Source organism: Alkalihalobacillus sp. R86527, from assembly GCF_042466185.1.
In the GTDB taxonomy this organism is placed as follows: domain Bacteria; phylum Bacillota; class Bacilli; order Bacillales; family Guptibacillaceae; genus Guptibacillus.
Genome location: NZ_JAXHBW010000001.1, coordinates 2527966 through 2554357 on the forward strand (window position 1 = coordinate 2527966; position 26392 = coordinate 2554357).

27 protein-coding genes are annotated in these 26392 nt (G+C 41.4%); 10 read left to right on the forward strand and 17 right to left on the reverse strand.

The features are described from left to right. Positions 1-33 precede the first annotated feature (33 nt). Complete coding sequence (locus SJY16_RS12985; RefSeq protein WP_377889752.1) at positions 34-249, forward strand: spore germination protein; 216 nt, start codon at positions 34-36, stop codon at positions 247-249. Positions 250-263: 14 nt separating this feature from the next. Beyond that, positions 264-473: a spore germination protein GerPB gene (locus SJY16_RS12990; protein ID WP_377889753.1), complete on the forward strand. Its 210-nt coding sequence runs from the start codon at positions 264-266 to the stop codon at positions 471-473. A 95-nt stretch (positions 474-568) separates the two neighbouring features. Here SJY16_RS12990 and SJY16_RS12995 read toward each other — a convergent pair whose 3' ends face one another. Further along, positions 569-3265 carry a transglycosylase domain-containing protein gene (locus SJY16_RS12995; protein ID WP_377889755.1) on the reverse strand — a complete coding sequence of 899 codons (2697 nt, stop codon included), beginning with the start codon at positions 3263-3265 and terminating at the stop codon, positions 569-571. Between the two features lie 135 nt (positions 3266-3400). Here SJY16_RS12995 and SJY16_RS13000 point away from each other — a divergent pair, with 135 nt between their 5' ends. Then, the gene (locus SJY16_RS13000) at positions 3401-4240 is read left to right on the forward strand and encodes a superoxide dismutase (protein ID WP_377889757.1); all 840 of its coding nucleotides are present in this window, start codon (positions 3401-3403) and stop codon (positions 4238-4240) included. A gap of 336 nt (positions 4241-4576) precedes the next feature. Here SJY16_RS13000 and SJY16_RS13005 read toward each other — a convergent pair whose 3' ends face one another. Both SJY16_RS13005 and SJY16_RS13010 read right to left on the reverse strand, forming a co-directional pair. Beyond that, positions 4577-4945, reverse strand: a complete 369-nt coding sequence (locus SJY16_RS13005) for a hypothetical protein (protein ID WP_377889759.1) — start codon at positions 4943-4945, stop codon at positions 4577-4579. A 104-nt stretch (positions 4946-5049) separates the two neighbouring features. Then, positions 5050-5319 (reverse strand): YuzI family membrane protein, encoded by a 270-nt coding sequence (locus tag SJY16_RS13010; protein ID WP_377889760.1) that lies wholly within the window; start codon positions 5317-5319, stop codon positions 5050-5052. Between the two features lie 107 nt (positions 5320-5426). On the opposite strand from SJY16_RS13010, the gene SJY16_RS13015 reads away from it, so the two are divergent. After that, on the forward strand, positions 5427-5900 hold the full coding sequence (locus SJY16_RS13015; RefSeq protein WP_377889762.1) for a glycine/sarcosine/betaine reductase selenoprotein B family protein: 474 nt from the start codon (positions 5427-5429) through the stop codon (positions 5898-5900). A 39-nt stretch (positions 5901-5939) separates the two neighbouring features. Beyond that, positions 5940-6164 (forward strand): hypothetical protein, encoded by a 225-nt coding sequence (locus tag SJY16_RS13020; RefSeq protein WP_377889764.1) that lies wholly within the window; start codon positions 5940-5942, stop codon positions 6162-6164. Positions 6165-6272: 108 nt separating this feature from the next. On the opposite strand, the gene aceA is transcribed toward SJY16_RS13020, so the two are convergent. From aceA to SJY16_RS13060, 8 genes are all read right to left on the reverse strand, one after another. Continuing rightward, entirely contained in the window at positions 6273-7553 is a 1281-nt protein-coding gene (gene aceA, locus SJY16_RS13025) for an isocitrate lyase (RefSeq protein WP_377889766.1), read from the reverse strand. An 18-nt stretch (positions 7554-7571) separates the two neighbouring features. Beyond that, positions 7572-8495 carry an aldolase/citrate lyase/malate synthase family protein gene (locus SJY16_RS13030; RefSeq protein WP_377889768.1) on the reverse strand — a complete coding sequence of 308 codons (924 nt, stop codon included), beginning with the start codon at positions 8493-8495 and terminating at the stop codon, positions 7572-7574. Positions 8496-8851: 356 nt separating this feature from the next. Beyond that, positions 8852-9175 carry a thioredoxin family protein gene (locus SJY16_RS13035; RefSeq protein ID WP_377889769.1) on the reverse strand — a complete coding sequence of 108 codons (324 nt, stop codon included), beginning with the start codon at positions 9173-9175 and terminating at the stop codon, positions 8852-8854. A 12-nt stretch (positions 9176-9187) separates the two neighbouring features. After that, positions 9188-10030: a DUF1206 domain-containing protein gene (locus SJY16_RS13040; RefSeq protein ID WP_377889771.1), complete on the reverse strand. Its 843-nt coding sequence runs from the start codon at positions 10028-10030 to the stop codon at positions 9188-9190. A 242-nt stretch (positions 10031-10272) separates the two neighbouring features. Next, positions 10273-11157, reverse strand: coding sequence for a metal ABC transporter permease (locus tag SJY16_RS13045; protein WP_377889773.1), 885 nt, complete (start codon positions 11155-11157; stop codon positions 10273-10275). Positions 11158-11159: 2 nt separating this feature from the next. Beyond that, the gene (locus tag SJY16_RS13050) at positions 11160-12509 is read right to left on the reverse strand and encodes a metal ABC transporter permease (protein ID WP_377889775.1); all 1350 of its coding nucleotides are present in this window, start codon (positions 12507-12509) and stop codon (positions 11160-11162) included. Positions 12510-12524: 15 nt separating this feature from the next. Then, positions 12525-13277 carry a metal ABC transporter ATP-binding protein gene (locus SJY16_RS13055; protein WP_377889777.1) on the reverse strand — a complete coding sequence of 251 codons (753 nt, stop codon included), beginning with the start codon at positions 13275-13277 and terminating at the stop codon, positions 12525-12527. Between the two features lie 31 nt (positions 13278-13308). Then, on the reverse strand, positions 13309-14232 hold the full coding sequence (locus tag SJY16_RS13060; protein WP_377889779.1) for a metal ABC transporter solute-binding protein, Zn/Mn family: 924 nt from the start codon (positions 14230-14232) through the stop codon (positions 13309-13311). A gap of 396 nt (positions 14233-14628) precedes the next feature. Between SJY16_RS13060 and SJY16_RS13065 the strand changes: the two genes are divergently transcribed. Further along, positions 14629-14928, forward strand: a complete 300-nt coding sequence (locus SJY16_RS13065) for a helix-turn-helix domain-containing protein (protein ID WP_377889780.1) — start codon at positions 14629-14631, stop codon at positions 14926-14928. Here the strand turns inward: SJY16_RS13065 and SJY16_RS13070 are convergent. Further along, the gene (locus SJY16_RS13070; protein ID WP_377889782.1) at positions 14911-16713 is read right to left on the reverse strand and encodes an ATP-binding protein; all 1803 of its coding nucleotides are present in this window, start codon (positions 16711-16713) and stop codon (positions 14911-14913) included. The two genes, SJY16_RS13065 and SJY16_RS13070, sit on opposite strands and share 18 nt — an antisense overlap. Positions 16714-16960: 247 nt before the next feature. Here SJY16_RS13070 and SJY16_RS13075 point away from each other — a divergent pair, with 247 nt between their 5' ends. Then, positions 16961-17245 (forward strand): hypothetical protein, encoded by a 285-nt coding sequence (locus tag SJY16_RS13075; protein WP_377889783.1) that lies wholly within the window; start codon positions 16961-16963, stop codon positions 17243-17245. Here SJY16_RS13075 and SJY16_RS13080 read toward each other — a convergent pair. Next, complete coding sequence (locus tag SJY16_RS13080; protein WP_377889785.1) at positions 17236-19083, reverse strand: helix-turn-helix domain-containing protein; 1848 nt, start codon at positions 19081-19083, stop codon at positions 17236-17238. The two genes, SJY16_RS13075 and SJY16_RS13080, sit on opposite strands and share 10 nt — an antisense overlap. Before the next feature lie 25 nt (positions 19084-19108). After that, positions 19109-20308 carry an amidohydrolase gene (locus tag SJY16_RS13085; protein WP_377889786.1) on the reverse strand — a complete coding sequence of 400 codons (1200 nt, stop codon included), beginning with the start codon at positions 20306-20308 and terminating at the stop codon, positions 19109-19111. Between the two features lie 234 nt (positions 20309-20542). On the opposite strand from SJY16_RS13085, the gene SJY16_RS13090 reads away from it, so the two are divergent. Further along, positions 20543-21160 carry an NAD(P)-dependent oxidoreductase gene (locus SJY16_RS13090; protein WP_377889788.1) on the forward strand — a complete coding sequence of 206 codons (618 nt, stop codon included), beginning with the start codon at positions 20543-20545 and terminating at the stop codon, positions 21158-21160. A 143-nt stretch (positions 21161-21303) separates the two neighbouring features. Here the strand turns inward: SJY16_RS13090 and deoD are convergent, their stop codons facing one another. From deoD to SJY16_RS13105, 3 genes are all read right to left on the reverse strand, one after another. Further along, positions 21304-22011 (reverse strand): purine-nucleoside phosphorylase, encoded by a 708-nt coding sequence (gene deoD / locus SJY16_RS13095; RefSeq protein ID WP_377889790.1) that lies wholly within the window; start codon positions 22009-22011, stop codon positions 21304-21306. A gap of 346 nt (positions 22012-22357) precedes the next feature. Further along, complete coding sequence (locus SJY16_RS13100; protein ID WP_377889792.1) at positions 22358-22888, reverse strand: DUF420 domain-containing protein; 531 nt, start codon at positions 22886-22888, stop codon at positions 22358-22360. Positions 22889-23010: 122 nt separating this feature from the next. Next, positions 23011-23625: a hypothetical protein gene (locus tag SJY16_RS13105; RefSeq protein WP_377889794.1), complete on the reverse strand. Its 615-nt coding sequence runs from the start codon at positions 23623-23625 to the stop codon at positions 23011-23013. Positions 23626-24006: 381 nt separating this feature from the next. On the opposite strand from SJY16_RS13105, the gene zwf reads away from it, so the two are divergent. Together zwf and SJY16_RS13115 are read left to right on the forward strand one after the other, a co-directional pair. After that, a complete protein-coding gene (zwf, locus tag SJY16_RS13110) occupies positions 24007-25503 on the forward strand; it encodes a glucose-6-phosphate dehydrogenase (protein ID WP_377889796.1) in 1497 nt (498 codons plus the stop codon). A gap of 251 nt (positions 25504-25754) precedes the next feature. After that, entirely contained in the window at positions 25755-26378 is a 624-nt protein-coding gene (locus SJY16_RS13115) for a cyclase family protein (RefSeq protein WP_377889798.1), read from the forward strand. Positions 26379-26392: the final 14 nt, after the last annotated feature.

Consider the following 26392-nt stretch of genomic DNA (forward strand, 5'->3'; position numbering starts at 1 on the left):
GTATAACTATCACTGCAAAGGATGTTAATCCATATGCCTTCTATTGTAGGTCCAGTAAAAATCAACAGCGCAGGGGGAGTCGTCAACTTCGGCGACAGCTTTAATACGACACCTAAATCGACTGCAAAGACGTATGCAGGTTCAGGAGGATTTAATACAGGAGATTTTCATGTTGTAAACAACGGCTTCAGTATGACGAATTCCTTTGATCCTGACGTAGCTGACCAAGACATCACTGCAAATAATTAGGGAGCTGAAGAGCCTTGAATTTCTTTGTAAATCAAAACATCGTTATTCATCAGCTTAGAGTAGAAGGAATTTCAAACTCTTCAGTTCTCCAAATTGGTAGTGCAGGAGTCATCAAGCCACTTTCTAATCTTTATAATACTGGAGCGTATACAGAGCCAGCGCCAGACCTTGAAGTTCCCCAGTCTGAATTCAGCCCTTATGTACCGTTAGCACCTCCATCTTAAACCGCCTCGACGCGGGGCGTTTATTGGATGATATCAAGAAGAAACCTCTATGAGGCGAATCTCACTTTCGCCAACATAGAGGTTTCTTCATAATCTTATTGTTCTTTCTCGCTCACAGTAGACGTTTTGGTCTTTGAGCTATCGTTTGACGTATCTTTGTTTTCATCTTTCGTTTTTGAAGCTTCTTCAGCGGCTTCATTACTATCTTCGCTCGTATCACGTGAGCCTCCAGTACCTTCTTCACTTCCGGTATCATCTGAGCCTCCAGTACCTTCTTCACTTCCGGTATCACCTGAACCTCCAGTACCTTCTTCACTTCCGGTGTCACCTGAGCCTCCAGTACCTTCTTCACTTCCGGTGTCACCTGAACCTCCAGTACCTTCTTCACTTCCGGTATCACCTGAACCTCCAGTACCTTCTTCACTTCCGGTATCATCTGAGCCTCCGGTACCTTCTTCACTTCCGGTATCATCTGAGCCTCCGGTACCTTCTTCACTTCCGGTATCATCTGAGCCTCCGGTACCTTCTTCACTTCCGGTATCATCTGAGCCTTCGGTACCTTCTTCGCTGTTATCGCCTTCAGTGGTTCCTTCCTGCTCAGTCGTTTCAGAGTCACTCGGTTCACCGGAATCATTGTTTCCTTGATTACTTTGCTCGTCTTCTTTTTTATTATCGGATGATTCTTTATCCTTCTTGCTATCTTTCTTTTTATCAGCAGCTTTATCTTTTTTGTCCTTATCTTGTTTAGCGTCTTCTTTTTTAACAGGTTTTGGTTTTGGTAATTTTGCTTTCTCTGGCTCCTCACCTTCGAAATAAAGTTCCTTTATGATTTGAGAGGAAGGAGTTTTTGAATTTGCTCGCAAACCTGTTTCCTTATCAATTTTCAACTCTACTATTGAATCTGGTTTCTTGAACGATGCCGTTTCAACATCTTTTGAAACAGTTGTCATCACATGCTTAAACAATAGTTTCGCGATATCGTCATTTTTCTTTCGTATAAACGTATTAGCTGTCGTTTTGTCATAACCCGTCCACACTGCAGCTGTATAATTCGTTGTATATCCAGAGAACCATGCGTCTGACGTTCCCTCTGCATTGATATTTTCTGGTAAGTTCGTCGTACCCGTTTTACCAGCCAAATCAAGACCTGGTATTGCCGCCTGCATTCCTGTACCCTCTTTAACTACTGTACGAAGCATATCCGTGATCATATACGCGGTTCCTTCACTCATAGCACGCTTTCCTTCAGATGCTAGATCAAGCTCCTTACCATTTGGATAAACAACTTTTTCAACGCTATATGGTTCGTTGAATACTCCTCCAGATCCGAACGAAGCGTAGGCACCAGCAAGCTGTAGTGGAGAAATTCCTTTTTTGAATCCACCTATTGCATACGAAGGATACGTATGATCGATTGTGATCCCAAGGTTTTCAGCAAATGCCTTCGCCTCTTCTCCACCAACTTCCATAAATGCTTTAATCGCTGGAATGTTATATGACCATTGGAGAGCCGTTCTGATCGATACACTTCCTTGATACTCATCGTTCCAATTGCTTATTTCATCTCCATTAAATTCAAGCTCTTCATCGATAAACTGTTTATTCGTAGACCACTTATGTTTCTCAATCCCAGGGCCATAATCAAGGATAGGTTTAATCGTAGAACCTGGCTGGCGTTCAAGCTGTGTCGCATAATTGAATCCTTTTTGAACGTCTTTCTTTTCAGATTGACGATTCCCTCCAATCGCCTTGATCTTTCCTGTTTCCGTATCGATCAAGGCTATACCAGCTTTGAATTTATCATCTGGATAATGTACGGCCTTGTCTGTCGTAAGAGCGTCATCGACGACTTTTTGAGCTTCTTGGTCTAGCGTTGTATAAATCTTCAGTCCACCTGTAAACAAAGCCTTCTCAGGAATTCCTGCTTTCTTCAAGTCTACGATCACTTGATCAATAAAGGCGTCATTCGTCGTCGTAGGAGCTTTTTTCTCGACGATTAAATCAGACACCGCTTTTGATTCTGCCTCTTTTTTTTCTTTTTCATTTATAAAACCGTGTTTTTTCATCAAGTACAGCACGGTTCCTCTTCTCTCGTCAGCAAGATCTTCATGTTTGTATGGATCGTATCCAGATGGTCGTTGTGGTAATCCAGCAAGAAGTGCCGCTTCACCTGTAGTTAATTCATCTAAATTCTTATTGAAGTATGTATCTGCCGCGGTTGCGACGCCATATGCTCCATTTCCAAAATAGATTTTGTTCACATACATTTCGAAAATTTCTTCTTTTGAATACGCTTCTTCTAATTCCACCGCTAAGTATGCTTCCTGAACCTTTCGCTTCATCGTTTTTTCAGGCTCTAGTAGCATGTTCTTCACCACTTGCTGTGTGATGGTACTAGCGCCTTCAGCTCCAAACCCTTCTTTAATATTCGCAAGGATCGCACCACCAATTCGCTTAACATCAACGCCGTTATGATCCCAGAACCTTACGTCTTCAACTGCGATAAACGCGTTCACAACATGATCGGGAATATCTTCAAAAGCAACGGTTTTCCTATGTTCTTTACCGATGAGATCTTTAATTTTATTCCCTTCTCGATCGTAAAGCGTTGAGGATTGTGCCAGGTTTAACTCCTTTTCGTTGAGTTTAGGCGCTTCGTTTATATATGCATACGTATTATAGCCACCGAAAGATAAAACAAAAATCATAATAAATACCATACTTAGTGCTATGTATCTTAAAAAGGTGCGTTTCTTAGCTTGTTTTTGCCCTTTTTTCTTCTGTTTCCCCATATTAATCCCACCTTAAAGGTCTTAGTCTATATGAAGGAATACCCACATGGTATGTATTAAAAACATTAAATTTCGATGAAACAAATTTCATTTCTGATTCATATAGTAATAACGGCACATAAAGGAGGATGATCCATGGACAGTTCCGCATCGAATGAGTTGCTGATTTGGGGGAGAAAGTTTCATGAAAAGATAAGCACAAATGAAAACTACGGTTCACTCGTGCCCTTAACAGAAAACTGGTTAAAAGATCTGGAGCATCATGTAAACCTGCGAGATCCCTCTCCAAACAGTTCGTTATATGTAAGGGCAGCAGACTTATATAATCAATGGAGAACGGTCAGACGTCAAAGCGTACCAATCGGCGGGCATACCCTACCACCGCTACCATACGCATATGATGCATTAGAACCTTATATATCTGCTCGCACTATGAAACTTCACCATGATAAGCATCACCAAGGCTATGTAGACGGATTGAATAAGGCGGAAAAAGAGCTTGAAAAAGCGAGAAAGAAAGGAAATTATGATCTTATTAAACATTGGGAAAGAGAGCTAACCTTCAACGGTGCTGGGCACTATTTGCACACAATTTTTTGGAAAATAATGACCCCTCATGGCGGCAAACCATCAGGCGTATTATTAGATGAAATCAATAATAGTTTTGGTAGCTTCAAACAATTTAAAGAACAGTTTACGAACGCTGCGAATAATGTCGAGGGGTCGGGTTGGGCAATCCTTGTCTGGTCCCCTGTATCAAGACGATTAGAAATTCTGCAAGCGGAAAAGCATCAAAATTTAAGTCAATGGGACGTTATCCCACTTCTAGTACTGGATGTGTGGGAACACGCTTATTACCTTCAATATGAGAATAAGCGAAAGGATTATATTAATAATTGGTGGAATATTGTAAACTGGCTTGAAGTTACGCACCGTCTGGAAACAGCACAAAATGTAAAGTGGGAATCCTTTTAATCCAAAAAAGCAAAGACAGTGTCTTTGCTAAGCTTGTAGAAGAACCTGTGGCTCCTCTACAAGCTGAAGCGCCAGATCGGCGCTTCTTTTCATTTTGTAGAGAAGCCCTAATAATTGCTTGTTTTCATATCACACATAATAATGTTGATTGGAGCGGAAGGATGCTCGACTCCTACGGGATGTGCGGGACAGGTGAGACCCCATAGGCGAAGCCGAGGAGGCTCACCGCCCGCCCCGTGGAAAGCGAGCATCCTGGAGCGGAAATCACCTCCATACCCGTGGCAGATGGTCCTTAAGACTTTCTCGACACTCTAAGCAAAGACGTCTTTGCTTTTCCTATCTATATGCACCTTGCCAATAAGGTGATCCATACTGACTTCCATAACCGCTGTACCCCTGGCCACCCTGAGGATATCCTCCGCCTTGGTAGCTTCCCTGCCCCTGATATCCTGCTCCATACCCCTGGCCTTGATAACCTTGGTACCCATAAGGTGGGTAGCCATATCCACCTCCACCATCGTATGGAGGCCTTGGTCTCGGGTAGCCATAACCTGGCGCAATTGCACTTCCAATAAACCCACCAGCGAGCCCTCCAGCTAAGCCGCCCAGAAAAGGATAGCCGAGCCCAAACTGTCTCATTTGATGATTGTATCGATTATGCAGATGCGGATCATAGTAATTCATATGATGTCCCATATACCTCACATGTCATCTCCCTTTCCATATCCGTTCAATTGCCTACAGTATAGGTTATGGAAAGGGATAGATATTGAAAGGGACATTCGCGGAGAAAATGGGATTTCACACATTTAAAACCTAGGCCAATAAACACTCACCCAAATCACAATGATGCCGGAAGCGAATAAAAATAACTCTGGCCTTGTCGAAATATATTGTAAATACTCAAAAACCGTATGCCCGATAATAATAAAGTTTAATTCTAGAATTAAAGTGACGCCACCCGCAACAGAGAGACCAAAGCCTATAAGAAAAATGAAGAAACGAAAGATCATGTCACATGTGCAGTAACTGTCTTTTTCATTTCTGCCTGTCCCTCCTCGCGTTTTATTACTCATCATATTAACTTGTCCTTCTAATTATGCTAACAAGAGCATATATCTTTTCTTCTATCAGCATAAATGATAAAACGGAATGGAGATAGTATGATTGGAAAGGAGGAGTAAAATTGATTGAAAAAGTTGAAGAAGCAGTAAGAAAAAATTGGGTTCCCTCTTTTCGATATGAAAAGAATGAGACTACACCTTTTACACCTTTTACAAAGGATCTTAGTCAGGCAAAAGGTGCGGTCATTTCTACAGGCGGTGTTTATGTGAAAGGTCAAACACCTTTTACCGATCATTTCGGGCTAGGTGACCCATCATACCGAGAAATACCTGTATCTACAGCAAATAAAGATCTATCTTTTTCACACGAACATTATGATCAAACGAACGTGAGGCAGGACCCTAACGTCCTCTTTCCACTCGAAAGAATGAACGAATTGGTGGCTGAGGGTAGGATTGGAGAATTAGCAAATACTCATTACAGTTTTATGGGTTATATCCCAACTCCTCATCCACTTAAACAGGTGACAGCACCTGAAGTAGCACAAAAACTACTTCAACAAAACGTTGATTTCGCATTGTTGGTCCCTTCCTGACCAGTTTGCCAACAGTCGGCCGGTCTGGTCGCGCGCATCTTGGAAGAACACGGGATTCCAACAATTACACTTTCAATGTCAAAAGAAATAGCAGACTATGTTAAGATCCCCCGTACCTTATATAACAGATTTCCGTTCGGAAGTGCTGTAGGACAACCTGGTAACAAAGAACAACAACAGCAGGTTCTTCATAAAGCCCTTGATTGCCTGAAAGAAGCAACAGAAGGCGGAACGATCGTTGAATCAAACATTAAATTTAAGTAATGGAAAAACCGGCTGTATGTCAGCCGGTTTTTTACTTAAAAAGAAACATACAGTTCCTCTACAAACTGATTAGTTATATATACCGATCCTTTTAGCCGGTTTTCATCCCTAATTCGAAGTTGTAAACTGCTCTTCTTCCGTTGAGCCTTTAAGCGCTGTTGTCGAAGATGTACCACCTGCGATTACTTGAGAAACAGCATCGAAATATCCTGTTCCTACCTCTCTCTGGTGCCTTGTCGCTGTATATCCATCAACTTCACTAGCGAACTCTGCCTGCTGAAGCTTGGAGTATGCAGCCATTCCATGATCTTTATAGTCTCTTGCAAGCTCAAACATGCTATGGTTAAGAGCGTGGAAACCAGCTAACGTAACGAACTGGAATTTATAGCCCATCTTTCCTAATTCCTTTTGGAATTTCGCGATCGTTTCGTCATCAAGCTTCTTCTTCCAGTTAAACGATGGAGAGCAATTATAAGCAAGAAGTTTCCCAGGGAATTTCTCATGAATAGCAGCCGCAAATCGCTTCGCTTCTTCCAGGTTTGGTTCAGATGTTTCACACCATACGAGGTCTGCATAAGGGGCATACGCGAGTCCTCTTGCAATCGCTTGATCAAGTCCTGCTTTCGTATAGAAGAAGCCTTCAGGTGTGCGCTCTCCTGTTATAAACGCTCGATCATAGTGATCGACATCGCTCGTTATTAGATTTGCAGCATTCGCATCTGTCCTAGCGATGATAAGCGTAGGCACGCCCATGACATCTGCTGCAAGCCTTGCAGAGATTAGGTTTCGTACTGCTTGCTGAGTCGGTAGCAACACTTTCCCACCTAGATGACCACACTTTTTCTCAGAAGAAAGTTGATCTTCGAAATGAACGCCTGCTGCACCCGCTTCAATCATCGACTTCATCAGTTCAAACACATTCAGTGCCCCACCAAACCCAGCTTCTGCATCGGCAACGATCGGAACGAACCAGTCACGGTCGTGAATGCCTTCTGAATGTTCGATTTGATCAGCGCGTTGAAGCGCTTGATTAATGCGCTTAACTACTTGAGGCACGCTATTAACAGGATATAAACTTTGATCCGGATACATTTGTCCTGAAACGTTTGCGTCAGCAGCAACCTGCCACCCGCTTAAGTATATGGCCTGCAAGCCCGCTTTTACTTGTTGTACAGCTTGATTACCCGTTAAAGCTCCAAGTGCATTCACAAAATCTTCTTCATGGATGGATTTCCATAGCCTTTCAGCACCTCTACGTGCCAGCGTATGTTCAATCTGAACAGAACCTCTTAATTTAAGTACATCTTCTGCCGTATAAGGTCTCTCAACTCCCTTAAAACGATCCTCTTTCCAGCTAGCCAATATCTTCTTTCCTTCTTCACTCATCATAGTTTCCTCCTCCTATTATCAACACTCGCGATTCCGCTTCTTCCATATCTGATTACTTTCAGGCATAACGAGATTCCAGATATGTTTAACTTTCTTCATGTCGGAAGGTTTGGTAATACACATTCCGTCAAACCCTGTGATCGCTGTAGAACGTGCATCAACTTCGCTAACGTTTCCAAATTTCCATACGCAAAGAACATGAGCACCACGCATATGTCCAACGTGAATGGTGTTTTGTACGATCATACTTTCTTGGTCAAAATTTTCTATTGAAACCCTAAGTCCTGCACAGTGTTTTCTTAATTCGAATAGAATTTCATCACACTCTCTCCAATTCGATTCGTCGATAACGACTGCAGCTTTCACCGTTCCATTCACGAGCGAAAGTTCATCCTCAGCAAAACAAATCATTTCCTTCCACAGTCTTGCTGTTCGATATGAGTCGATTCCGTGTAGTAACAAATAAGGTGCTGATCGCATCCCTAAAAGGTATTCAGCGTTTCTGAACATGTATGATCCAACCGTCATCAACGTTTGAGAACTGATCGACCCAACTTGAATCATAATGGCAGGAACTTTTTTATCGAGACGTGTACTGCTCTCTTGAATAAAATGATGGATAATTTCTAATGATGAATGCACGTCAGAAGAGGATCTGTGAAAATCGATCGTAACAAGGTTCGCTCCTGCTTCAAGACTTCGCTTTATTTCTGAATGCTCGTTGGGGGTCAAACTGACTCGTTGGTCTTGCAAATCTGCTCGAACTGGCTTGATGTTCCAATACGTCTCACGAACACGTTTTGAATGCTCGTTAGTTTGTGAAATCGTCAGCTGCTCTTGGATCTGCTTGTGCTGTTCTTCATTAAACTTCTGTAATAATCTCTTTAGGAACAATGCTTCTGACTTTGCTACAGATACTCTTTCTATATCCAACGTTCCCATCTAGAGCCCCCTCCCAATCAATCCAAACGTCCATTACCACTACAGCGGTGACATCCTACGCACCCTTCTCCACGGCAATGTGAGCATTGTTCAGCCTTACGATCCTTACCATTGCAATGCGGACAAGAGAGTTCACCATTTCCAGAACAGGTATAACAATTCATTTTATCTTCCTCCTAACTGTTATAGTACAACTAACTTAATATGTTAGTATTATATAACAATAAAAGAAAAAGGTTCAACCTATTTTTCAGAAAAATCCAAATTATTATAAACACCCAAATTTAATGATGATAACAAAGGTTTTTTTGTGAAAACACATAAAAAAACCAGCATCCGGTTGGATGCTGGTTTCATTATTCCTTGAACAGTGTAGTAATCCTTTCGATACTTGCGCCAAAGGACGCCATGTTAACAAACCTTGCTTCCCTGATCGTTTCTTTTCCTTCTACGTACAAAAGTAGAACAGGAATGGTGAAAACAGAAAACTCTCCTGCCGCTTCGGGTATTTCATGGACATTTAACTTTGCATATTGTATTTCTGGATAATCGTTTAGTATCTCCTCAACTTGTGGGAGGAGCGCATGACAAACGGAACAGTTTGTTCCATATAGATATAAAAAGAATAATTTCTGATTGCGTATAGAGTCTAATGCATCTTGTAAAGAGATCTCTTTCATACTGTCACCCACCTATGAAGAAACGGTTACTCGTCTATTCTTCGCTTTTATAAACATAAATAACCCATATGCAATAAAACCAAGTGCAACGACTCCTAACAGAATCATTCCATAAGGTTGCTGAGCAAGCTCTGAAAGTGCACCGTCAAGACCTTTCGTTTTATCTGGATTAGCTGTGATCGCTGTTTGGATAAAGAAGATTCCCATCAAGGCGAATACTATCCCTCTTGCACTTAGACCAAATTGCCCTACGCGCTTTCCCCACCATTCCTCTTGGTCGTGCATGTTATGATTCTTCAAACGCTTCATAAATGACTTCTTATATGCACGAACGACTTGAGCGATACCGAAGACAATAAACCCTACTCCGATTAGTGCGATGATCCATTGACCAAATGGTTTACTCAAAAGCATAGCTGACCACGTCTGTTTTCCACCAGAAGAAGAGCTCCCAGCTCTAGATATGATCTGAACGGCATTGTACGCAAGGAACACATGAACGATTCCACTTCCAACAAATCCAATTCGCAAGAAAATTTCTTTCGTTCCATTCCCTTTCTTCTCCGGGTCTTTTATTCCCTGAATACACTTCCACATGGCATAGCCAAGCAGTCCAACAGCTAAGACCCAAAGTAGCACCTCCCCAAATGGCTTTGATGCTATCGATACGAATGCCCCTTTTGAATCTGTGGTTTTCCCACCAGAACCTATGGCGGCTTGAAGTGCTAGGATCCCAATTATTAAGTAAACAATGCCTTTAGCGACGTAGCCCATCCTCGCAAAACCTCTTATCCAGGGCTTAACATCATTAGCGGCTTGCTGAGCTTTAGCTTTTGATTCTGTACCTACATCCATCTTGATTTCTCCTTCCAACTATTTCAATCTCTCAGGTATATTCCCTAAGGAAACTCATTTCAATCTAAAAATGAAAAAAGAAATAGCCATACTTGCGAATCCAGCATTCGCAAGTATGGCACTTCAATTGAGGAGATAGATCTGTGGGTACAGTCTATCGATATGAATTTACTATACTATAAGTCTCTAAATTTTCATATAGTTTTGAATCATTTCTTCTGTAATTTATCGCGTTAAACCATTTACGAGTGTTGAGCAGATAGTGATCTTCTCGCGAGTACTTTTCCTAACATGCCATGTTTTGGAGATAAAATAAACGTTAGACCAAAAATCAAACCAGCGATTGACGCCATTGAACCTGCGATCGAAACATTCCATGTAAGAGCTGCATAATACCCTCCAACAGCAGAAACAACTCCGATTACTGCACTGATCACTAGCATGATGAGAAGGCGATCAGTTAACAAGTATGCTGTTGCACCAGGTACAATCAACATCGCAACAACAAGGATTGCCCCAACGCTATCGAAGGAAGCCACTGTCGTGATCGATACCATAGACATTAACAAATAGTGAATAAATGCTACTGGAATTCCGATTGCAGTTGCCATAGCAGGATCAAATGAGCTGATCTTGATTTCTTTATAGAAAAGAAAGATCAGCGTGAGGTTAAGAATGAGAACGAACCCAAGCATCCATACGGCCGATGGTCCTAGGTCTATTCCGTTGATCGTCAATGTATCCCAAGGGATAAACGTTATTTCCCCCATCAGCGCATGATTTACGTCAAGGTGTACTTTACCTGCGAAGGCTGATAGTAAGATCACTCCAAAAGCGAACAGTGATGTGAACACAACACCAATCGCAGCATCAGATTGAACACCGGAAGTATCGAGCACTTGCACTAGAAATGCCGTTAGGAGACCGATTATTCCTGCTCCGATGAGCATATAGATCCCTTCAAGGGAGTGACTTATGAGATACGCGAGCACGATTCCCAATAAGACGGTGTGACTGATCGCATCAGCTAACATCGCCATTTTTCTCAAAATAAGAAAACAACCAACGATTCCACATGAAACACCTACAAGAGAACCTGTAAGTATGATCCAAGCACCATAGCTCATGATCAGTTCACCTCCCTTTTTCTTTGAAACTCTGTTTGATCACTATAAATGCCGCCTGTTGCAAATAATTCCGGATCTAATTTCGGCGTTCGATCATGAATCGCCATGTATTCCTTTAATTCATGAAGTGTATTGGTGGGGATCTCCTTATAATTCCATGAATCGTTTGCAGCAAGCTGCAGATGAGCGAACTTCATCTCATACATGAGATACGTTTCAAACAATCTGTTGTTTAACGTAATTTCATAACTTTCCATTGCACCTTTAGATGTTAGTTTCCAAAGGTTATCATCCGTCTTTGCGATCAAGCCTTCTTTTTCAAGGATGACGAGATTCGCATGAAGCTTTCTGTCACTCAACGGCCTACGTTCGACAAGTTCTTCTTTAGAAAAATCGATTTCTCCTTCAGTCGTTGTTGCTGTTTCTGTTAAGTCATACAAAGTCTGAAGGACTGTTTCACGTGCTACTTCCTTACGGATTTTATAGAGTTTCAACCCTTTTGAAACCAGTCCACGCTGTGGAGCAAATACGAGAGAAAAAATAAATATTAGCGTTGCTGCTACCACGATGACTGGTCCAGTAGGTAAACTACTCGCCATCGAACTTAAAATCGTACCAAGCGTTCCTGATAGTGCCCCGATACCACCTGCTATGATTACCATCCGATCTAAACGATCAGTCCAATAACGTGCAGAGATTGCTGGGGTAATCAGCATCGCAGCCATCAAGATAACACCTACAGCCTGAAGCCCGATCACAACAGCACTCACGATCAACGTCATTAACAAGGCATTCAGCAAACCTGTCGGTAGTCCGATACCCTTTGCAAATTGACGGTCGAACGTAAACAATTTAAGCTCTTTGAACAATAGGAACGTAATGATTAATAGTGCGATTGCAACTCCAGAGATTACTTTTACATCTGTTCCTACTAAAGAGGCTGCTTGCCCGAAGATAAAATCATCAAGCCCACTTTGATTCCCATTTTCAGACTGTGCAATTTTCGTTAATAGTACGATACCAAAACCAAAAAATACTGAGAGCACCAATCCGATCGCGGTATCTTCTTTAATTCTTGAGTGATGGATGATCGTTTGGATGAAATAGGTTGCCAGCAGTCCAGAAATGGCAGCACCAATAAGAAACCACCCGATCGACTTTGTACCATAAAGAAGGAATGCGATACAAATTCCTGGAAGTGCTGCGTGTGCCATCGCATCACCGATCAGACTTTGTTTGCGAAGAAGGGCAAAGCTTCCAAGCACGCCACTCGCTATTCCAAGAAGTATGGATCCAAAGAGGACCCATTGTGTGTTTGCATCCTGTAACGTGAGGATTATGTCATTCCACATTTCTGGTCCTCCTTATCACTGTTGAACAAACGGCGGGTTCACTTGCTGATCGAGAAAAGCAAGTCGTCCTCCGTAAGTTTTCTGTAGGTTATCGATTGTAAACACTTCTTCAGTTGGCCCAAGCGCTACCTGCCGCTTATTTAATAGAAGTGTCCAATCAAAATATTCTTTAACTGTTTGAAGGTCGTGATGGACAACTAGAACGGTTTTCCCCTGTGCTTTTAACTCGTTCAATAGTGCGATGATCGCTTTTTCCGTTGCAGCGTCAACGCCTACAAATGGTTCATCCATAAAGTAAACAGTGGCATCTTGAGCTAAAGCTCTCGCAAGGAATACGCGCTGTTGCTGTCCACCTGAAAGCTGACTGATCTGTCGATCCGCATATTCTTTCATACCAACCTTATCAAGAGCCTGGAGTGCAATTTGTGTATCTTTCTTCCCCGGTCTTTTAAACCAACCAATATGGCCATAACGCCCCATTAGTACGACATCAAGTGCGTTTGTTGGGAAATCCCAATCAACGGAGCCACGTTGAGGAACATACCCAACAAGTTTTCTTTGCGCTCGATAAGGTTTTCCATATATTTGAACCGTTCCTGATGCGGTTGGAATCAGACCCAATACAGCCTTGATCAGAGTTGATTTACCTGCACCATTCGGACCAACAATCCCGATAAGCTTTCCTTCAGGAACACTAAACGTGACTTCCTGAAGTACCGGCTTACGGTCATATGCAACTGTTACGTTTGAAATATCTACCGGATTCATTCCTGTAACTCCTTTCGCCTTCTTAAGAAATTTATTTTAAAGAATTTGTGATAATTTCAATATTATGACGGTACATACCAGTGTACGTACCTTCTGGTGTTCCCTTCTCACCCATCGCATCGGAGAACAATTCCCCGCCAATTTTTACATCGTGACCCTTTTCTCTTGAGCCTTCGACCACTGCATTAATAGAACGTTCAGAAATACTACTCTCAATAAATACTGCCTTTATGTTTCGATCGACCAGCACATTCACAAGATTTTGAACGTCACGTAAGCCATATTCTGAATCCGTGCTCAAACCCTGCAGCCCCTTCACTTCCATTCCATAAGCCTGACCGAAGTACTGAAACGCATCATGCGCGGTTACGAGTACGCGGCTTTCTTTTGGAATTTCATTGATCTTTTGTTGAGCTTCTGCCTGCACTTCTTCTAATTCATTCAAATACGCTTCTGTATTCTTCGTATATTCGTCTTTATGTTCAGGGTCATACTCAATCAAACCGTCACGAACTTCTTCCACTGCATATTTCCAAAGATCGATGTTAAACCAAACATGTGGATCGACAGCTGAAGAATCAGCCTGGTCACGCAGAAGCATATCTTCTGGAATGGCTTCAGCGACCGGATGTGTTGGCTTATCTTTCTTCATCTTTGCAAAGATATCGCCCATCTTACCTTCTAGATGAAGACCATTATAAAAAATTATATCTGCTTTAGAAAGTTTACTAATATCTCCTTGAGAAGCTTTATATAAGTGAGGATCGATACCTGGTCCCATTAGTCCATCAACTTCTACATGCTCTCCACCTACATTTTTCACGATGTCGGCAATCTGTCCGATAGTGGTTGTGACAACGATCTTGTCGTTCTCACTCCCCTCATCCGTGCTACCGCATCCTGTAAGAACAAGCGCCAAGATGGCACCTAGAAATAGTCCTAGAAATTTGTTCATAATTAGTTCCTCACTTTCAATTAATTAAAATTGTATTCTTCGACAGCGAATTTGTGCATAGTAGAAAAAAAGGTGGCTCGGTGCATATTCACTATATAATCTTGGCCACGTTTATATTTTTTTACCATGGGCAAAATTTATTTTAAAAAAAGGGAGCCAAGATAAGTTCTCAACTCTTTTTTATCACACTATGCATTCGCACACAAATGTTTCCTTAGTACAAAACTATCGCGTTCCACCATCTTTGTCAATACTATTTTATTCATTTCTTTATCAATTAGAATCGTAAGCGTGAGCAATGTCACAGTTTCCTATTCAAACAGGATATACAATTGCATGATAAGCTGCTACTCACTTGTTGAATGAGAAGTAAAAACAAGACAGGGGGAGATGACGATGAACATATCTGAGAAAATTCGAAAACACCGACAAGAAAAAGGAATGACGATCGCAGAGCTTGCGGTGAAAGTTCGCATTGGAAGAGGTAGTATGAAAGCTATTGAAGATAACAAACGATCACCTGATGTGCAGACGTTATTAATGATATCGACCGCATTAGACATCCCAGCGTCAGAATTTCTAGAGCTTGATTTCTCTCAAAAAAAGCAGAAGAAAGAGTCGACGAATAATGGGAGCGAACGTAAAAAACATGAAGAAGCGCTGGCGAAAGCCAGCGCTTTAATTTACTTTTATTAAATTTTCTTGAGCTGAAGGTAAAGCAACATGTACAGTGGTACCCTCTCCCTCCCTACTCGTTAATTGTAACGTACCACCATGATTTTCAATGATATTGAAACTAACCATCATACCGAGTCCAGTTCCATTCTCTTTCAACGTGTAGAAAGGTTCTCCAATTCGCTGAAGCTGTTCAGCCGAAATCCCGACTCCCTGGTCTCTTATGCTTACCGTTGCCTCGTTCTCATTATTCAGCGTGACTTTCACTGTAATGATGCCGCCATTCGGCATCGCTTCAATCGCATTTTTGATAAGGTTTACGAAAACTTGTTTGATCTGATTTTCTTCACAGATTATGAGAAGACGATCGAATTCATAGTGCGTTCGGATCATCACATCATTCAAGATCGCTTGGGTTTTTAATAGTGTCACAACATGTCTTAGAAGGGATATCAGATCACACTGATCGAACTCCTTATCGTGTGGTCTTGCTAGGAGCATGAATTCACTCACGATCACATTGATCCGATCGATTTCAGATAGCATGATTTGTAAGAACTCTCTTGATTTCAAATCATCAGAAGACGTATAAAGAATGTGCGCAAATCCTTTCAATGATGTTAAAGGATTTCGAATTTCGTGCCCAACTCCTGCAGCCAATTCACCAACCGCTGTTAGCTTCTCAGATTTTCTCAACAGCTCTTCCGTTTCCTTGATTTCTGTAATATCTTCAACAATAACGATGACACCTTTTATGCTTCCATCAATCACATGAGGGATCATGATAAGCTTCACTTTAATCGCGTGTCCCTTCTTATGTAAGATAGCGGACTCGCACTTTTGTGGAATACCTTTCTTCACTTCTAAAAAGCACTTCATGCTTCTTTTCTTTGTTTCATAAGAAAGCATGCTATAACAATTAATGTGATTAGCTTCTTCAAAGGAATACCCTGATATCTTCTCTAGCGCAGGATTAAAGTTGATAATAGCACCTTCTAAATCAACAAGCATAATGCCATCCGGGTTGTTTTCTACTAGAGAATTATACCGGCGTTCACTCTCCTGAAGCTGCGCAGTTTTCAATGCGAGCTTCCGATCCCTTACAACACTTATCAAAAGAAGAACCGTAACGATAAAAACAGCAGTTAGAATCACGTAAGGCATCATGGAGTTCTCGCTGTATTTTTCCATGTTAAATGACGTGGATGAAGAAGCATAAGAGATGGTGAAATAATGAACGGAAGCAATACCTAATCCTAAGATGAGTGCTCCCACTACATTATTGATAAACTGTCTCTTTTCACTCCTCATCCTATATACAATCCAGAAACTACTAAAAGACGAGAACATCGCAATGAAAGTCGTCACGACTAATTGCCAAACGTTAGTAAGACTATAAGATACCCCTAGCACATATACAGAGCTTAATAGCTGAAGGGCTAGTAGCGTTACGGTTAAGGAAATGCTGCCCAAGATGATTGGAACAAGGCGGCCTTGCATTTTTGAGATTAAGAAAAACGACACGAACGAACCGATTAACGGTATTGTTAACGACATTATGATAAACCATGGTTGATCGAATTGAATAGCTACGTAACTTGAATACCCATGGAGCCCTATATAGTATAGAACCCAAATACCCGATCCAAGAGTAGCAGCACTCCCCAATGCCCACAGTTTCTTAGTCTTAGAGCAAATACCCACCGTTCGTTCATGAAAATCAAACGCTGTATACGTGTAGCTCACCACCATAAAAATCGACAATGCAACTAGAAAAAAGTGAAATGTATAAGTGAAATTCCCCATTTTATACCCCGCTCGAATTATGACTAACTACTTTAAGAAAAATGAAAAAAGTTATACTATGTAATCTATTTGACACTTTCCTGAAATACCCTTCCATAATTCATCAAAATATCCTATATTTCACATCCAGCATTGGGATGTTCACAAATGACCGAACAAAATTGTCACATGAATAGTCATGATTCGGCACATTCTCTTGAGTAATCTCTTAAAATGATGGGTATCTAAATGGGTGAGGAGGTATCTCATGGATCAATTATTATTTAAGGTACAAAAGGTCAGTCGACTTGAAGACGATCATATCCCAGACACTTTTGAAGCGAATGTAGAAGTAGAACTGATCGATCGAAAATCTGGAGACTTACTCAAGCAAGCAACCTTACCCGTCCGCTTCAATGAACACGGGGCATTCCCTTCTATTTCACATGTACTGTCATTTACAACTGACAAAAAAACACAAACAAAATTATTATTTGATATAAGACGATACATTAAAAGACTTAGACCATTTTTAGAGCCTGATCATAAGTAACTCTCATCGTATAAATACTTATAGATATTGCAGGCAACTTGAATGTTTAATAAGTCACCAGGAGAATCAAAATCGACATCCAATATCTCTTGAATTCTCTGAATGCGGTAGTTCATCGTGTTCACGTGCACGTGAAGCAATTCAGATGCTCTTCTTAAATCTTGTCCTGTAGAAAGATAGATAAACAGCGTGTGAAAAAGGTCTCCTTTCCTCCTTTTTTCATAAGTAAGAAGCGGTGATAGATAGTCTAGAGCGTATTCTGAAAGCTCCTGTTCCTCATTGTTAAGTAACAAGCGCAGTGCCCCAATCTCTCCATACCAGGAAACGCTCCCATCAAAGGTAAACCTGCGTAAGAACGTAATCGTTTTCTTCGCTTCCTTGAAGGTTACGTACAAGTTCTGAACTCCTTTTACAGGTTTACCGATCCCTATTCTATACTGGTGGTCGTCAATAACAGAACTAAGAAGCTGTTTCAGATTACATATAAAGGTATCCACTTGATTGACTACACAAGTCGCTTCTGTTTCTTTATCAAAATGAAAAAGCATGACGATTTGTCTTCCCCACTCCGTTACATGAATGTTCTTATAGTGATGTTCTATAATTGAGTGTTGAATAGCAGAATGCACGCACTGCCTTGACCACTCTTCCTTAACACCCTTTTCTTTAGGTAGATCAATGAGTCCGATTGCGTACGAACCGTTTTCACATGTATATAAGCGAGAAGCAAGGTAGTCAAAGTCAGAATCCTCACCGTCAACTGACATCATAGTGATCAAAAGCTCATTTGTAAGTCGCTGCTTTTCTTTTTCTTCCATTTCCTTTTTCATCAGCTGTAATCCCGCAACTGTGCATGAATGCCAAATTGCCGAATGCTCAAACCTTGTTAGCTGAGTTGTCGTGGATAGAATCGCTAAGTATCCCGTCGGAAACGTTAACCGACCTAGCGCAAAAAGCATAAATCCTTTTCCATTCATAACGTTCCTACCAAACCGCTTCTCCGTAGAGCGTATGTTACGAAAGATGGCATTTTTCAGATCATCCAGCACGGGTATCTCTGTCATACTTGCAGCCTTGATATCACCGAAAGGACTAAATAATACGACGGGCCGATCAATTGAATTTGCTAAGAACGTACATATATCTTGAAAAGAGTTCTCTTCCATTCCGAAATCCGAAAGTGCTTGATGCGTTTCTACCGATTTTGATAAATTTTCGTTTTGGACGAGCACCGATTGATTGAACGATTTCAGCCGCTCAACCGACGTTTTTTTGTTTTCATATAGTCCTGCATTTTCGATTGCGATAGCAGCCTGTGAAGAGATGGCCTCCACAAGCTTGATATCTTCAGCTTTAAATTGTTTCATTTCATCAAAGCTATCCAAGACAATGACCCCGGTACAAGAAGAATCTTTTTTGATTGGCACACAAACGGTGCTCATCGGTAAACGGATCGCTGACTTATTGTAAAGTTCTTTATTAAGCGATGTCATTGTCCTCATCGCCTCCGCTGCTTTGTCACTTGTAGGAAAATGCATCGTTTTCTCTTTCTCGAAAGCCATACCTGTCATCGATTCTCCAGGCGTTAGAATGACTTCACTTAAACTTTCTTTATTAAACCCAGATGAAGCCGCAACTCGCAATCCTTCACCCTTCTCATCTAAAAGAAACAGAATCCCACCCTCAGCAGCATCGATCGCAGAAACAGCTTCTTCAATCACCGATTGAATAACAGAGTAAAAATCCAATGATGAATTGAAGATCGTGGAGACTTCCATAAGTAAGTGAAGTTGACGTTTACTTAGTTCTGCTTCGTTGTAAAGTAATCCTTTCGCCATACGGTCCACTCCCTATCCTTGTAAACTATCTCTCTATAGCACTCATTTTAGACACTTCTAAATAATTTAACGTCACGTCTCCAAGTGCTTTTGCTGCGATTAACATCGCTCTTTCATCAATATCGAACATTGGATGATGATGAGGATACACCGCATTGACTTCTTCATTTCTTGCTCCTGTTAAGAAGAAGGTGCCTGGCACCTCTTGCAAGTAGTACGAGACATCTTCACCTATCATCATGGCTTCTATTTGAAGAGCTTCTGTCACATCCGTAACCTTTGCTACAGTGTCCGCAAGTAGCTTTGTTTCTTCCTCATGGTTCACAACAGGAGGGTAGCCTCGTTTATAGGTAAAGGAATAGTCAGCGCCAACTGCTTCACATGCAGCTTTGATGATTCGTTCCATCCTCTTCACAATATCTTCACGTACTTCCATATCAAACGTTCGAACCGTACCCGTTAATGTAGCTGTTTCAGAGATAACGTTGTTTGCTGACCCAGCGTTGAACGACCCTACTGAAAGCACTGCAGTCTTCGCAGGGTCAATCGATCGACTGATGATTTGTTGAAGGCTGCCTACAAGTTGACTTGCTATAACGATCGAGTCGATCGCTTCATGTGGAATCCCGCCGTGTCCACCTTTCCCTTTAATGACGATTTCAAAGGAGTCCGCTGCAGCCATCAACTCGCCAGATTTATATGCGATCGTACCTGTTGGAAAACCAGACCATAAGTGTGTTCCGAACAAGACATCAACTCCGTCGAGACAACCATCTTCGATCATCGGTTTTGCGCCACCAGGTGCCAGCTCCTCAGCAAACTGATGAATAAAAACAACTTTGCCTTCAAGGCTTTCTTTTTGCTCATAAAGGGCTTGAGCTAAATAAAGCAGCGTAGAGGTATGTCCATCATGACCGCAGGCGTGCATAACGCCAGGAACTGTGGATTTATAAGGAACATTCTTTTGATCATGGATCGGAAGAGCATCGAAATCCGCTCGAAGTGCAACGGTTTTACCAGGATGCTTGCCGTTTAGCGTGGCAACTACACCCCGTCCTCCTACTTCCGTTCGGACTTCCATACCAAGGTTTTCATAAAACGCTGCGATTAAACTAGGAGTCCGTACTTCTTCAAATGAAAGTTCAGGATGCTGGTGAAGTTCCCTTCTAAGTGACACCATATTTGGATAGAGCTCTTCGAGTCTTTTGTGTAAGGATTCCTTCATTTATAAAGCTCCTCTCTTATCGTTGAGATTTTCAATCAGACTTAAGTGTAGTTTAACAAAGAATTCTGGTAAAAAAAGGCTAATTCCATTAATTCTCATGTAAAACTAAGAATTTTCTTACTCTTCCTTAAAACGATTCGTTCGGATTCATACGTTTGTTACGGAATTTCAATTGGATTGCAATCTTCAAGGAACTTTTCTAGAATTGTGAGAGATAAGAAGGAGGTAAAATCCATGCACATTTTGCTTTTAGGCAGTACAGGAAGAGTGGGTAGTCACATTCTGAAATTAGCAGTAGAGGATGAACATGAGGTAACAGTTCTCGTCCGCTCGAAAGAGAGACTCGAAATAAAAGAAGGAATCACGATTGTTGAAGGAGATGTACGCGACGCATCTAAGTTAGATGAAGCCGCTAGTAAGGCGGATGTGATCGTAAGTGCCCTCAGCACAGATAAGGCCACAACTCTATCTGAAAGCACTCCGCTCATCATCGATACAATGAAGAAGCATGCGATCAAGCGGATCGTTACCGTTGGTACAGCGGGGATATTGAATAGTAGAACATCACCAAAATTGTTCCGCTATGAATCACCAGAATCAAAACGAAAAATAACTCGAGCAGCTGAAGAACACCGAAGTGTTTACGAAGTACTCCAAGAAAGTAACGTAGATTGGACGATTGTATGTCCTACGTATTTACCTGATGGTGAAGCTGTTGGGAATTACCGAACGGAAGAAGATGTGTTACCAGAAGACGGTAAGAAAATTTCCGTTGGGGACACTGCGAACTTTGTTTACCATGAACTTCTAAATGGACATCACCTTCATAAACGTGTTGGTATCGCATACTGATTACGGGATCACCCCAGTATCTTTCACCTTCATAACGATCGACAACGTGATCGATCTCGTTTGAAGAACAGACTTCCAACCCAATTTAATCAAAAAAACTAGGCTGTCAATTTCGACAGCCTAGTTTTACTATCAGCGCTTCTTTATTTCTTCAATGATGCCTCAAGCGCAATAACCATCATGTCTTTAAACGTCGTTTGGCGTTCTTCAGAAGTTGTTTCTTCTCCTGTTACAATATGGTCGCTTACTGTTAATACAGTCAAAGCATTCACACCGTACTTCGCAGCAATCGTGTAAAGTGCGGAAGTTTCCATCTCTACACCTAGCACTTGATAATCAGAAAGTTTCTGGAAGACCTCAGGATTATCACGGTAGAACGAATCGCTTGTGAACACATTACCTACATGAACGCTCATTTCTTTTTCTGCTGCAGCATCATAAGCATTCTTAAGTAAGTTGAAATCTGCTGTTGGCGCAAAGTCCATTCCGTCAAACTGAAGACGGTTCACTCCAGAGTCAGTCGTTGCACTCATCGCAAGAATGACGTCTCTTACGTTTACTTCTTTCTTTAATGCGCCACACGTACCGACGCGGATTAAGTTCTTAACGCCATAGCTCTGAATCAATTCGTTCACGTAAATTGAAATCGATGGTACGCCCATCCCTGTACCCATCACAGAAATTCTTTCGCCTTTATATGTACCTGTATAGCCAAGCATCCCTCTTACTTCATTAAAACAAACCACATCTTCGAGAAATGTCTCAGCGATGAATTTTGCTCGTAGCGGATCGCCTGGTAGTAGAATCGTTTCTGCAATATCGCCTTGTTTTGCTCCAATATGTACGCTCATTGTGTTTCCTCCTCGAGTTTAAGTCATTATCAAAAGTAGCATAAGATGCATAGACAATCCAGTCTGAATGGCTATTTTGTTAAGTTTCCATATTTTGCTGATGGGTATACCGTATTTTGTTGATTTGGCTAATAAAATTGGGATTTGGACAATAAAATGAGATTTCGGCTAATAAAAGTAGAAACTAGCTAATAAACCCGGAGTTTGGACAATAACCGTTGTGGGGCGGGGAAGTTATGGTCTGCAGGGCTTGGGACGAGCGGGATATCCGCTAAACTCAACTTTTATCCGTGATTCCTCTACAAAGCTCTTTCTCAAACAAAAAAAGCGCTACGATGAGCGCTTCTTAATAATATGGTGAAATCATCAAGTAGACGATGACTCCGGTCAGGCTGACATATAGCCAAATCGGCATGGTCCACCTTGCGATTTTACGGTGTTTTTCAACTTGCATATTTAGCCCACGCGTTACTGTAATGAGTGCGAGCGGCACGATTGCTGCTGCAAGTACAATGTGGGTGATCAGTATAAAGAAATAGATTGGACGAATGATTCCTTCTCCACCAAACGAAGTTGATTCTGATAAGCCGTGATACGTGACATAAGACAATAAAAACAACGCCGTCGTCGCGAATGCTGCAAAGATAAAGCGTCGATGCACTTTCACGTTTTTCTGTAAGATAAAGATCAGAGCTGCTGCGAGAAAAACAAAAGTAAAGCTGTTTAGAATTGCATTTAATAATGGAAGAATTGTAATATCGAATCCTATTTCACCGTTGTATTCTGGTAATAAAAACAGAATAACAACGAGCACGTTAACTGCGATCGATAGTCCTACAATCCATGGTGTATAGTTCCGTTGTTTTACTTCATTCATTGTGATTCTACTCCTTATCACTGTTTTCTACCTATTAAGGATAAGAAAGTTTACGAAATTGAGCAACTACTTGCAGACAACTATAGAAAACTATTTTCTTCTCCATTCACGATTTGTTCACATTACGGTGTCCACTGATCATGAACGATGCCTACAAGACGAGGTTCACCTTCATAGTCTTGAAAGACGAGCTTTAGACTTTTCCAATCTAAACCATCAAATTCTTCAGAACCAGGGACGAAATATTCAACATACGTACTGTCTGGAAATGCTTTATGAATGTTCTCAACGCTATTCGTTTGTTTGTACATAGCATCTAATGTGACAAAATCTGTTTCAAGAAAATCCACATCGTACACATACTGATCAAAATATTCTCTTGGTGTTAACCTGATCGGGTCGCCTTTCCCTGCGCTAACTCCCCACTCATACTGTTTATCCGATTCTAAAATCTTTTCGAGCTGACCTTTCATAAAGACCTGAGCTCTATTTTTATCCACGGTCATATAGGGAGAAAACAACACACCTTTATTAGGATGAACGACAGCTGCTAATTTTTCCATGTCACCGCTCTTAATCGCAGATAGCACATGGTATGATTGCTCCATCACGCTTGTTTCTTGTGGCTTTTTCGCTTCTACTTCCGTTTCATCAACGGTTGGTACTTGTTGCTCTGCATTACAGGCGACTAGTAATCCAGCAAGGAATAAAAAGAAGAATCCTTTACGCATACCCATTCCTTCTCCCTCCTTTTTATACGAAGTTTGCTTGTTGTTAACTATATTCGCCGTTTAAGTCCCCAATCATTCATATCGACTAAAAGACCGGGAATTTTCAAATAAAATATATTTGTCTGTCATCGCTTACATGTCTATGAGAATAGGTTCGATGCCCTATCATGGGAAGGGTACGAAATCTCACTATTTGATTTTAGTAGGAAAAAGCTATAAAATTTTTACTTGGGAACTCAGATAACGCAATAGTTATGGGATCGTCGCACTAATAATTAGAATTGTAGTGTTTGTTCCAGGATTAACGATACGAAAATAGGAATATTACTGTTCCATTATGAGTCCGTTCCCTCTGGAACAGCAATAATGAAAAGTGAGGTCAGAAAGATGAACCAACCATCCAAAAAGGCTTCTGTTATTGTCATATTTGGAGCTACGGGAGACCTAGCAAAACGCAAGCTTTTCCCTTCGTTGTATAACTTATATTGCAAAGGTGAACTTGCGGAAGATTTTGCAGTTGTCGGTGTAGCACGCAGAAAGCTTTCAAATGAAGAATTTCGTTCTCGTGTACATGATGCAGTGATCGATACTGCTTGCATGGACAAAGATGATAAGCATAAAGAATTCAGCAGCCACTTTTTCTATCAACCTTTTGACGTTACGAAAAGTGAATCTTACCAAGACTTAAAAGCCTTGACTGAATCTCTGGATACGAAGTTTAACATTCCAGGAAACCGAATTTTCTACATGGCGATGGCGCCAGAATTCTTCGGTACGATTGCTCTTAATCTCGATGCAGAAGGATTGATTCAACGTGAAGGCTGGAATCGTCTTGTGATCGAAAAACCATTTGGTCATAATTTCTCATCCGCACAAAAGCTTAACGATGAAATTCGCCAAGTTTTCACAGAAGATGAGATTTACCGAATCGACCACTATCTTGGAAAAGAAATGGTTCAAAACATTGAAGCGATTCGATTTGCGAACGCACTGTTTGAACCACTCTGGAATAACCGTTACATATCAAATATTCAGATCACCTCTAGCGAAACGGTCGGTGTAGAAAATAGAGGTGGTTATTACGAGAAATCAGGTGCTTTACGAGACATGGTTCAAAACCACATGCTTCAAATGGTTTCCCTGCTCGCAATGGAACCACCTGCTAGTCTATCAACAGAAGAAATTCGTAGCGAGAAAGTTAAAGTACTTCGTGCTCTAAGAGCTGTTACCCCTGAAGAGGTGAGCAAATACTTCATACGCGGTCAGTACAAAGAAGGGGAAATGAACAATTCCCCTGTCCCAGGATACCGTGAAGAAGAAAACGTAGACGAAGAATCAAATACAGAAACATTTGTTGGCGCGAAGCTTATGATCGATAACTTCCGCTGGGCTGGTGTTCCTTTCTATATTCGATCAGGTAAACGTATGGAAAGTAAGTCTACTAAGATTGTCATCGAGTTCAAGGATATGCCTATGAACCTTTACAAAGAGCAAAGTGGGAAACTCGGCCCTAACCTTCTTGTTATTCACATTCAACCTGAAGAAGGCATGACGCTTCATCTGAATGCGAAAGACACTGGCGATATGCGGAAAACAACGCCTATTCAGTTAAACTTTAATAACAAACAAGAGAACTACATCAACTCTCCTGAAGCGTATGAGCGACTTCTTCACGATGTGATGCGTGGTGATGCAACGAATTTCACGCGCTGGGACGAAGTAGCGCTCTCATGGAAATTTATTGATCCTATTTCTGTCGCATGGGCAAATGAGAAGGAACCTGCCTTCCCTAACTATGCTTCAGGATCGATGGGTCCAAAGGCTTCAGATGACCTGCTTGAAAAAGATGGTTTCCACTGGTGGCCTTTACCAGAAAACAAGTAAGTCGATTGGATTGAATACAAACTAGTAGGAGTGAATACCGCTTGACTCCCGTGGAAAACGGGCGATCGAGACCCCGGAGATGATGGCTTTTTGTCCGCGAAGAGGCTCGGGCGTTCGTCCACAGGAAAGCAAGCGGTATTCAAACTCCTACGGTATAGGGAGCACAATAATCAGGGTTTCGCTACAAACTTAAGATATGTTAGAGATATATTTTTCTAATATCCATTACATATGAAAGGAAGTGCAAAACGATGAAAATGTATGATGTTAGTGCACCAATTTTTAAAGGAATGGCTGTGTATAAGGACAAGGAAGAAAAACAGCCTGAAATCAACACCAAGACAAACGGTCATGTAACAGAATCTCGCCTTTCGCTTGATGTTCATACTGGCACTCACGTTGATGCTCCTCTTCACATGGTGAATGACGGTGCAACGATTGAAACGATCAACCAGGAAGATCTTGTTGGTACGGTCAAAGTAATCGATGTAACTAGTGTAAAAGGAGCGATCACAAAGGCTGATATTGAATCAGAGGATATTCAAGCCGGAGACTTCGTTCTCTTCAAATCTCAAAACTCTTTCGAAGAAGAATTTAACTTTGAATTTGTTTTCGTAGGTGAAGATGCAGCACGCCATCTCGCTGAATGTAGTATTCGTGGTGTTGGTGTTGATGGTTTAGGAATCGAAAGAAGCCAACCCGATCACCCAACACACCGTTCTCTTTTCGAAAAAGACATCATTATCATGGAAGGCCTTCGCCTAAAAGATGTAGACGCTGGTCAATACTTCATGGTCGCAGCACCACTGAAACTTCAAGGAACTGACGCATCACCTGCTCGCGTCCTGTTGTTTGAAGGGCTAAAAGAAGCATAACAAAAAGCCGGGGT

Excerpts from the sequence above, each read along its gene's own strand:
- SJY16_RS12985 (WP_377889752.1), top strand. The coding sequence starts at position 34 with ATGCCTTCTATTGTAGGTCCAGTAAAAATCAACAGCGCAGGGGGAGTC.
- SJY16_RS12995 (WP_377889755.1), bottom strand. The coding sequence starts at position 3,265 with ATGGGGAAACAGAAGAAAAAAGGGCAAAAACAAGCTAAGAAACGCACC.
- SJY16_RS13000 (WP_377889757.1), top strand. The coding sequence starts at position 3,401 with ATGGACAGTTCCGCATCGAATGAGTTGCTGATTTGGGGGAGAAAGTTT.
- SJY16_RS13010 (WP_377889760.1), bottom strand. The coding sequence starts at position 5,319 with ATGATGAGTAATAAAACGCGAGGAGGGACAGGCAGAAATGAAAAAGAC.
- aceA (WP_377889766.1), bottom strand. The coding sequence starts at position 7,553 with ATGATGAGTGAAGAAGGAAAGAAGATATTGGCTAGCTGGAAAGAGGAT.
- SJY16_RS13030 (WP_377889768.1), bottom strand. The coding sequence starts at position 8,495 with ATGGGAACGTTGGATATAGAAAGAGTATCTGTAGCAAAGTCAGAAGCA.
- SJY16_RS13035 (WP_377889769.1), bottom strand. The coding sequence starts at position 9,175 with ATGAAAGAGATCTCTTTACAAGATGCATTAGACTCTATACGCAATCAG.
- SJY16_RS13040 (WP_377889771.1), bottom strand. The coding sequence starts at position 10,030 with ATGGATGTAGGTACAGAATCAAAAGCTAAAGCTCAGCAAGCCGCTAAT.
- SJY16_RS13045 (WP_377889773.1), bottom strand. The coding sequence starts at position 11,157 with ATGAGCTATGGTGCTTGGATCATACTTACAGGTTCTCTTGTAGGTGTT.
- SJY16_RS13050 (WP_377889775.1), bottom strand. The coding sequence starts at position 12,509 with ATGTGGAATGACATAATCCTCACGTTACAGGATGCAAACACACAATGG.
- SJY16_RS13055 (WP_377889777.1), bottom strand. The coding sequence starts at position 13,277 with ATGAATCCGGTAGATATTTCAAACGTAACAGTTGCATATGACCGTAAG.
- SJY16_RS13060 (WP_377889779.1), bottom strand. The coding sequence starts at position 14,232 with ATGAACAAATTTCTAGGACTATTTCTAGGTGCCATCTTGGCGCTTGTT.
- SJY16_RS13065 (WP_377889780.1), top strand. The coding sequence starts at position 14,629 with ATGAACATATCTGAGAAAATTCGAAAACACCGACAAGAAAAAGGAATG.
- SJY16_RS13070 (WP_377889782.1), bottom strand. The coding sequence starts at position 16,713 with ATGGGGAATTTCACTTATACATTTCACTTTTTTCTAGTTGCATTGTCG.
- SJY16_RS13075 (WP_377889783.1), top strand. The coding sequence starts at position 16,961 with ATGGATCAATTATTATTTAAGGTACAAAAGGTCAGTCGACTTGAAGAC.
- SJY16_RS13080 (WP_377889785.1), bottom strand. The coding sequence starts at position 19,083 with ATGGCGAAAGGATTACTTTACAACGAAGCAGAACTAAGTAAACGTCAA.
- SJY16_RS13085 (WP_377889786.1), bottom strand. The coding sequence starts at position 20,308 with ATGAAGGAATCCTTACACAAAAGACTCGAAGAGCTCTATCCAAATATG.
- SJY16_RS13090 (WP_377889788.1), top strand. The coding sequence starts at position 20,543 with ATGCACATTTTGCTTTTAGGCAGTACAGGAAGAGTGGGTAGTCACATT.
- deoD (WP_377889790.1), bottom strand. The coding sequence starts at position 22,011 with ATGAGCGTACATATTGGAGCAAAACAAGGCGATATTGCAGAAACGATT.
- SJY16_RS13100 (WP_377889792.1), bottom strand. The coding sequence starts at position 22,888 with ATGAATGAAGTAAAACAACGGAACTATACACCATGGATTGTAGGACTA.
- SJY16_RS13105 (WP_377889794.1), bottom strand. The coding sequence starts at position 23,625 with ATGGGTATGCGTAAAGGATTCTTCTTTTTATTCCTTGCTGGATTACTA.
- zwf (WP_377889796.1), top strand. The coding sequence starts at position 24,007 with ATGAACCAACCATCCAAAAAGGCTTCTGTTATTGTCATATTTGGAGCT.
- SJY16_RS13115 (WP_377889798.1), top strand. The coding sequence starts at position 25,755 with ATGAAAATGTATGATGTTAGTGCACCAATTTTTAAAGGAATGGCTGTG.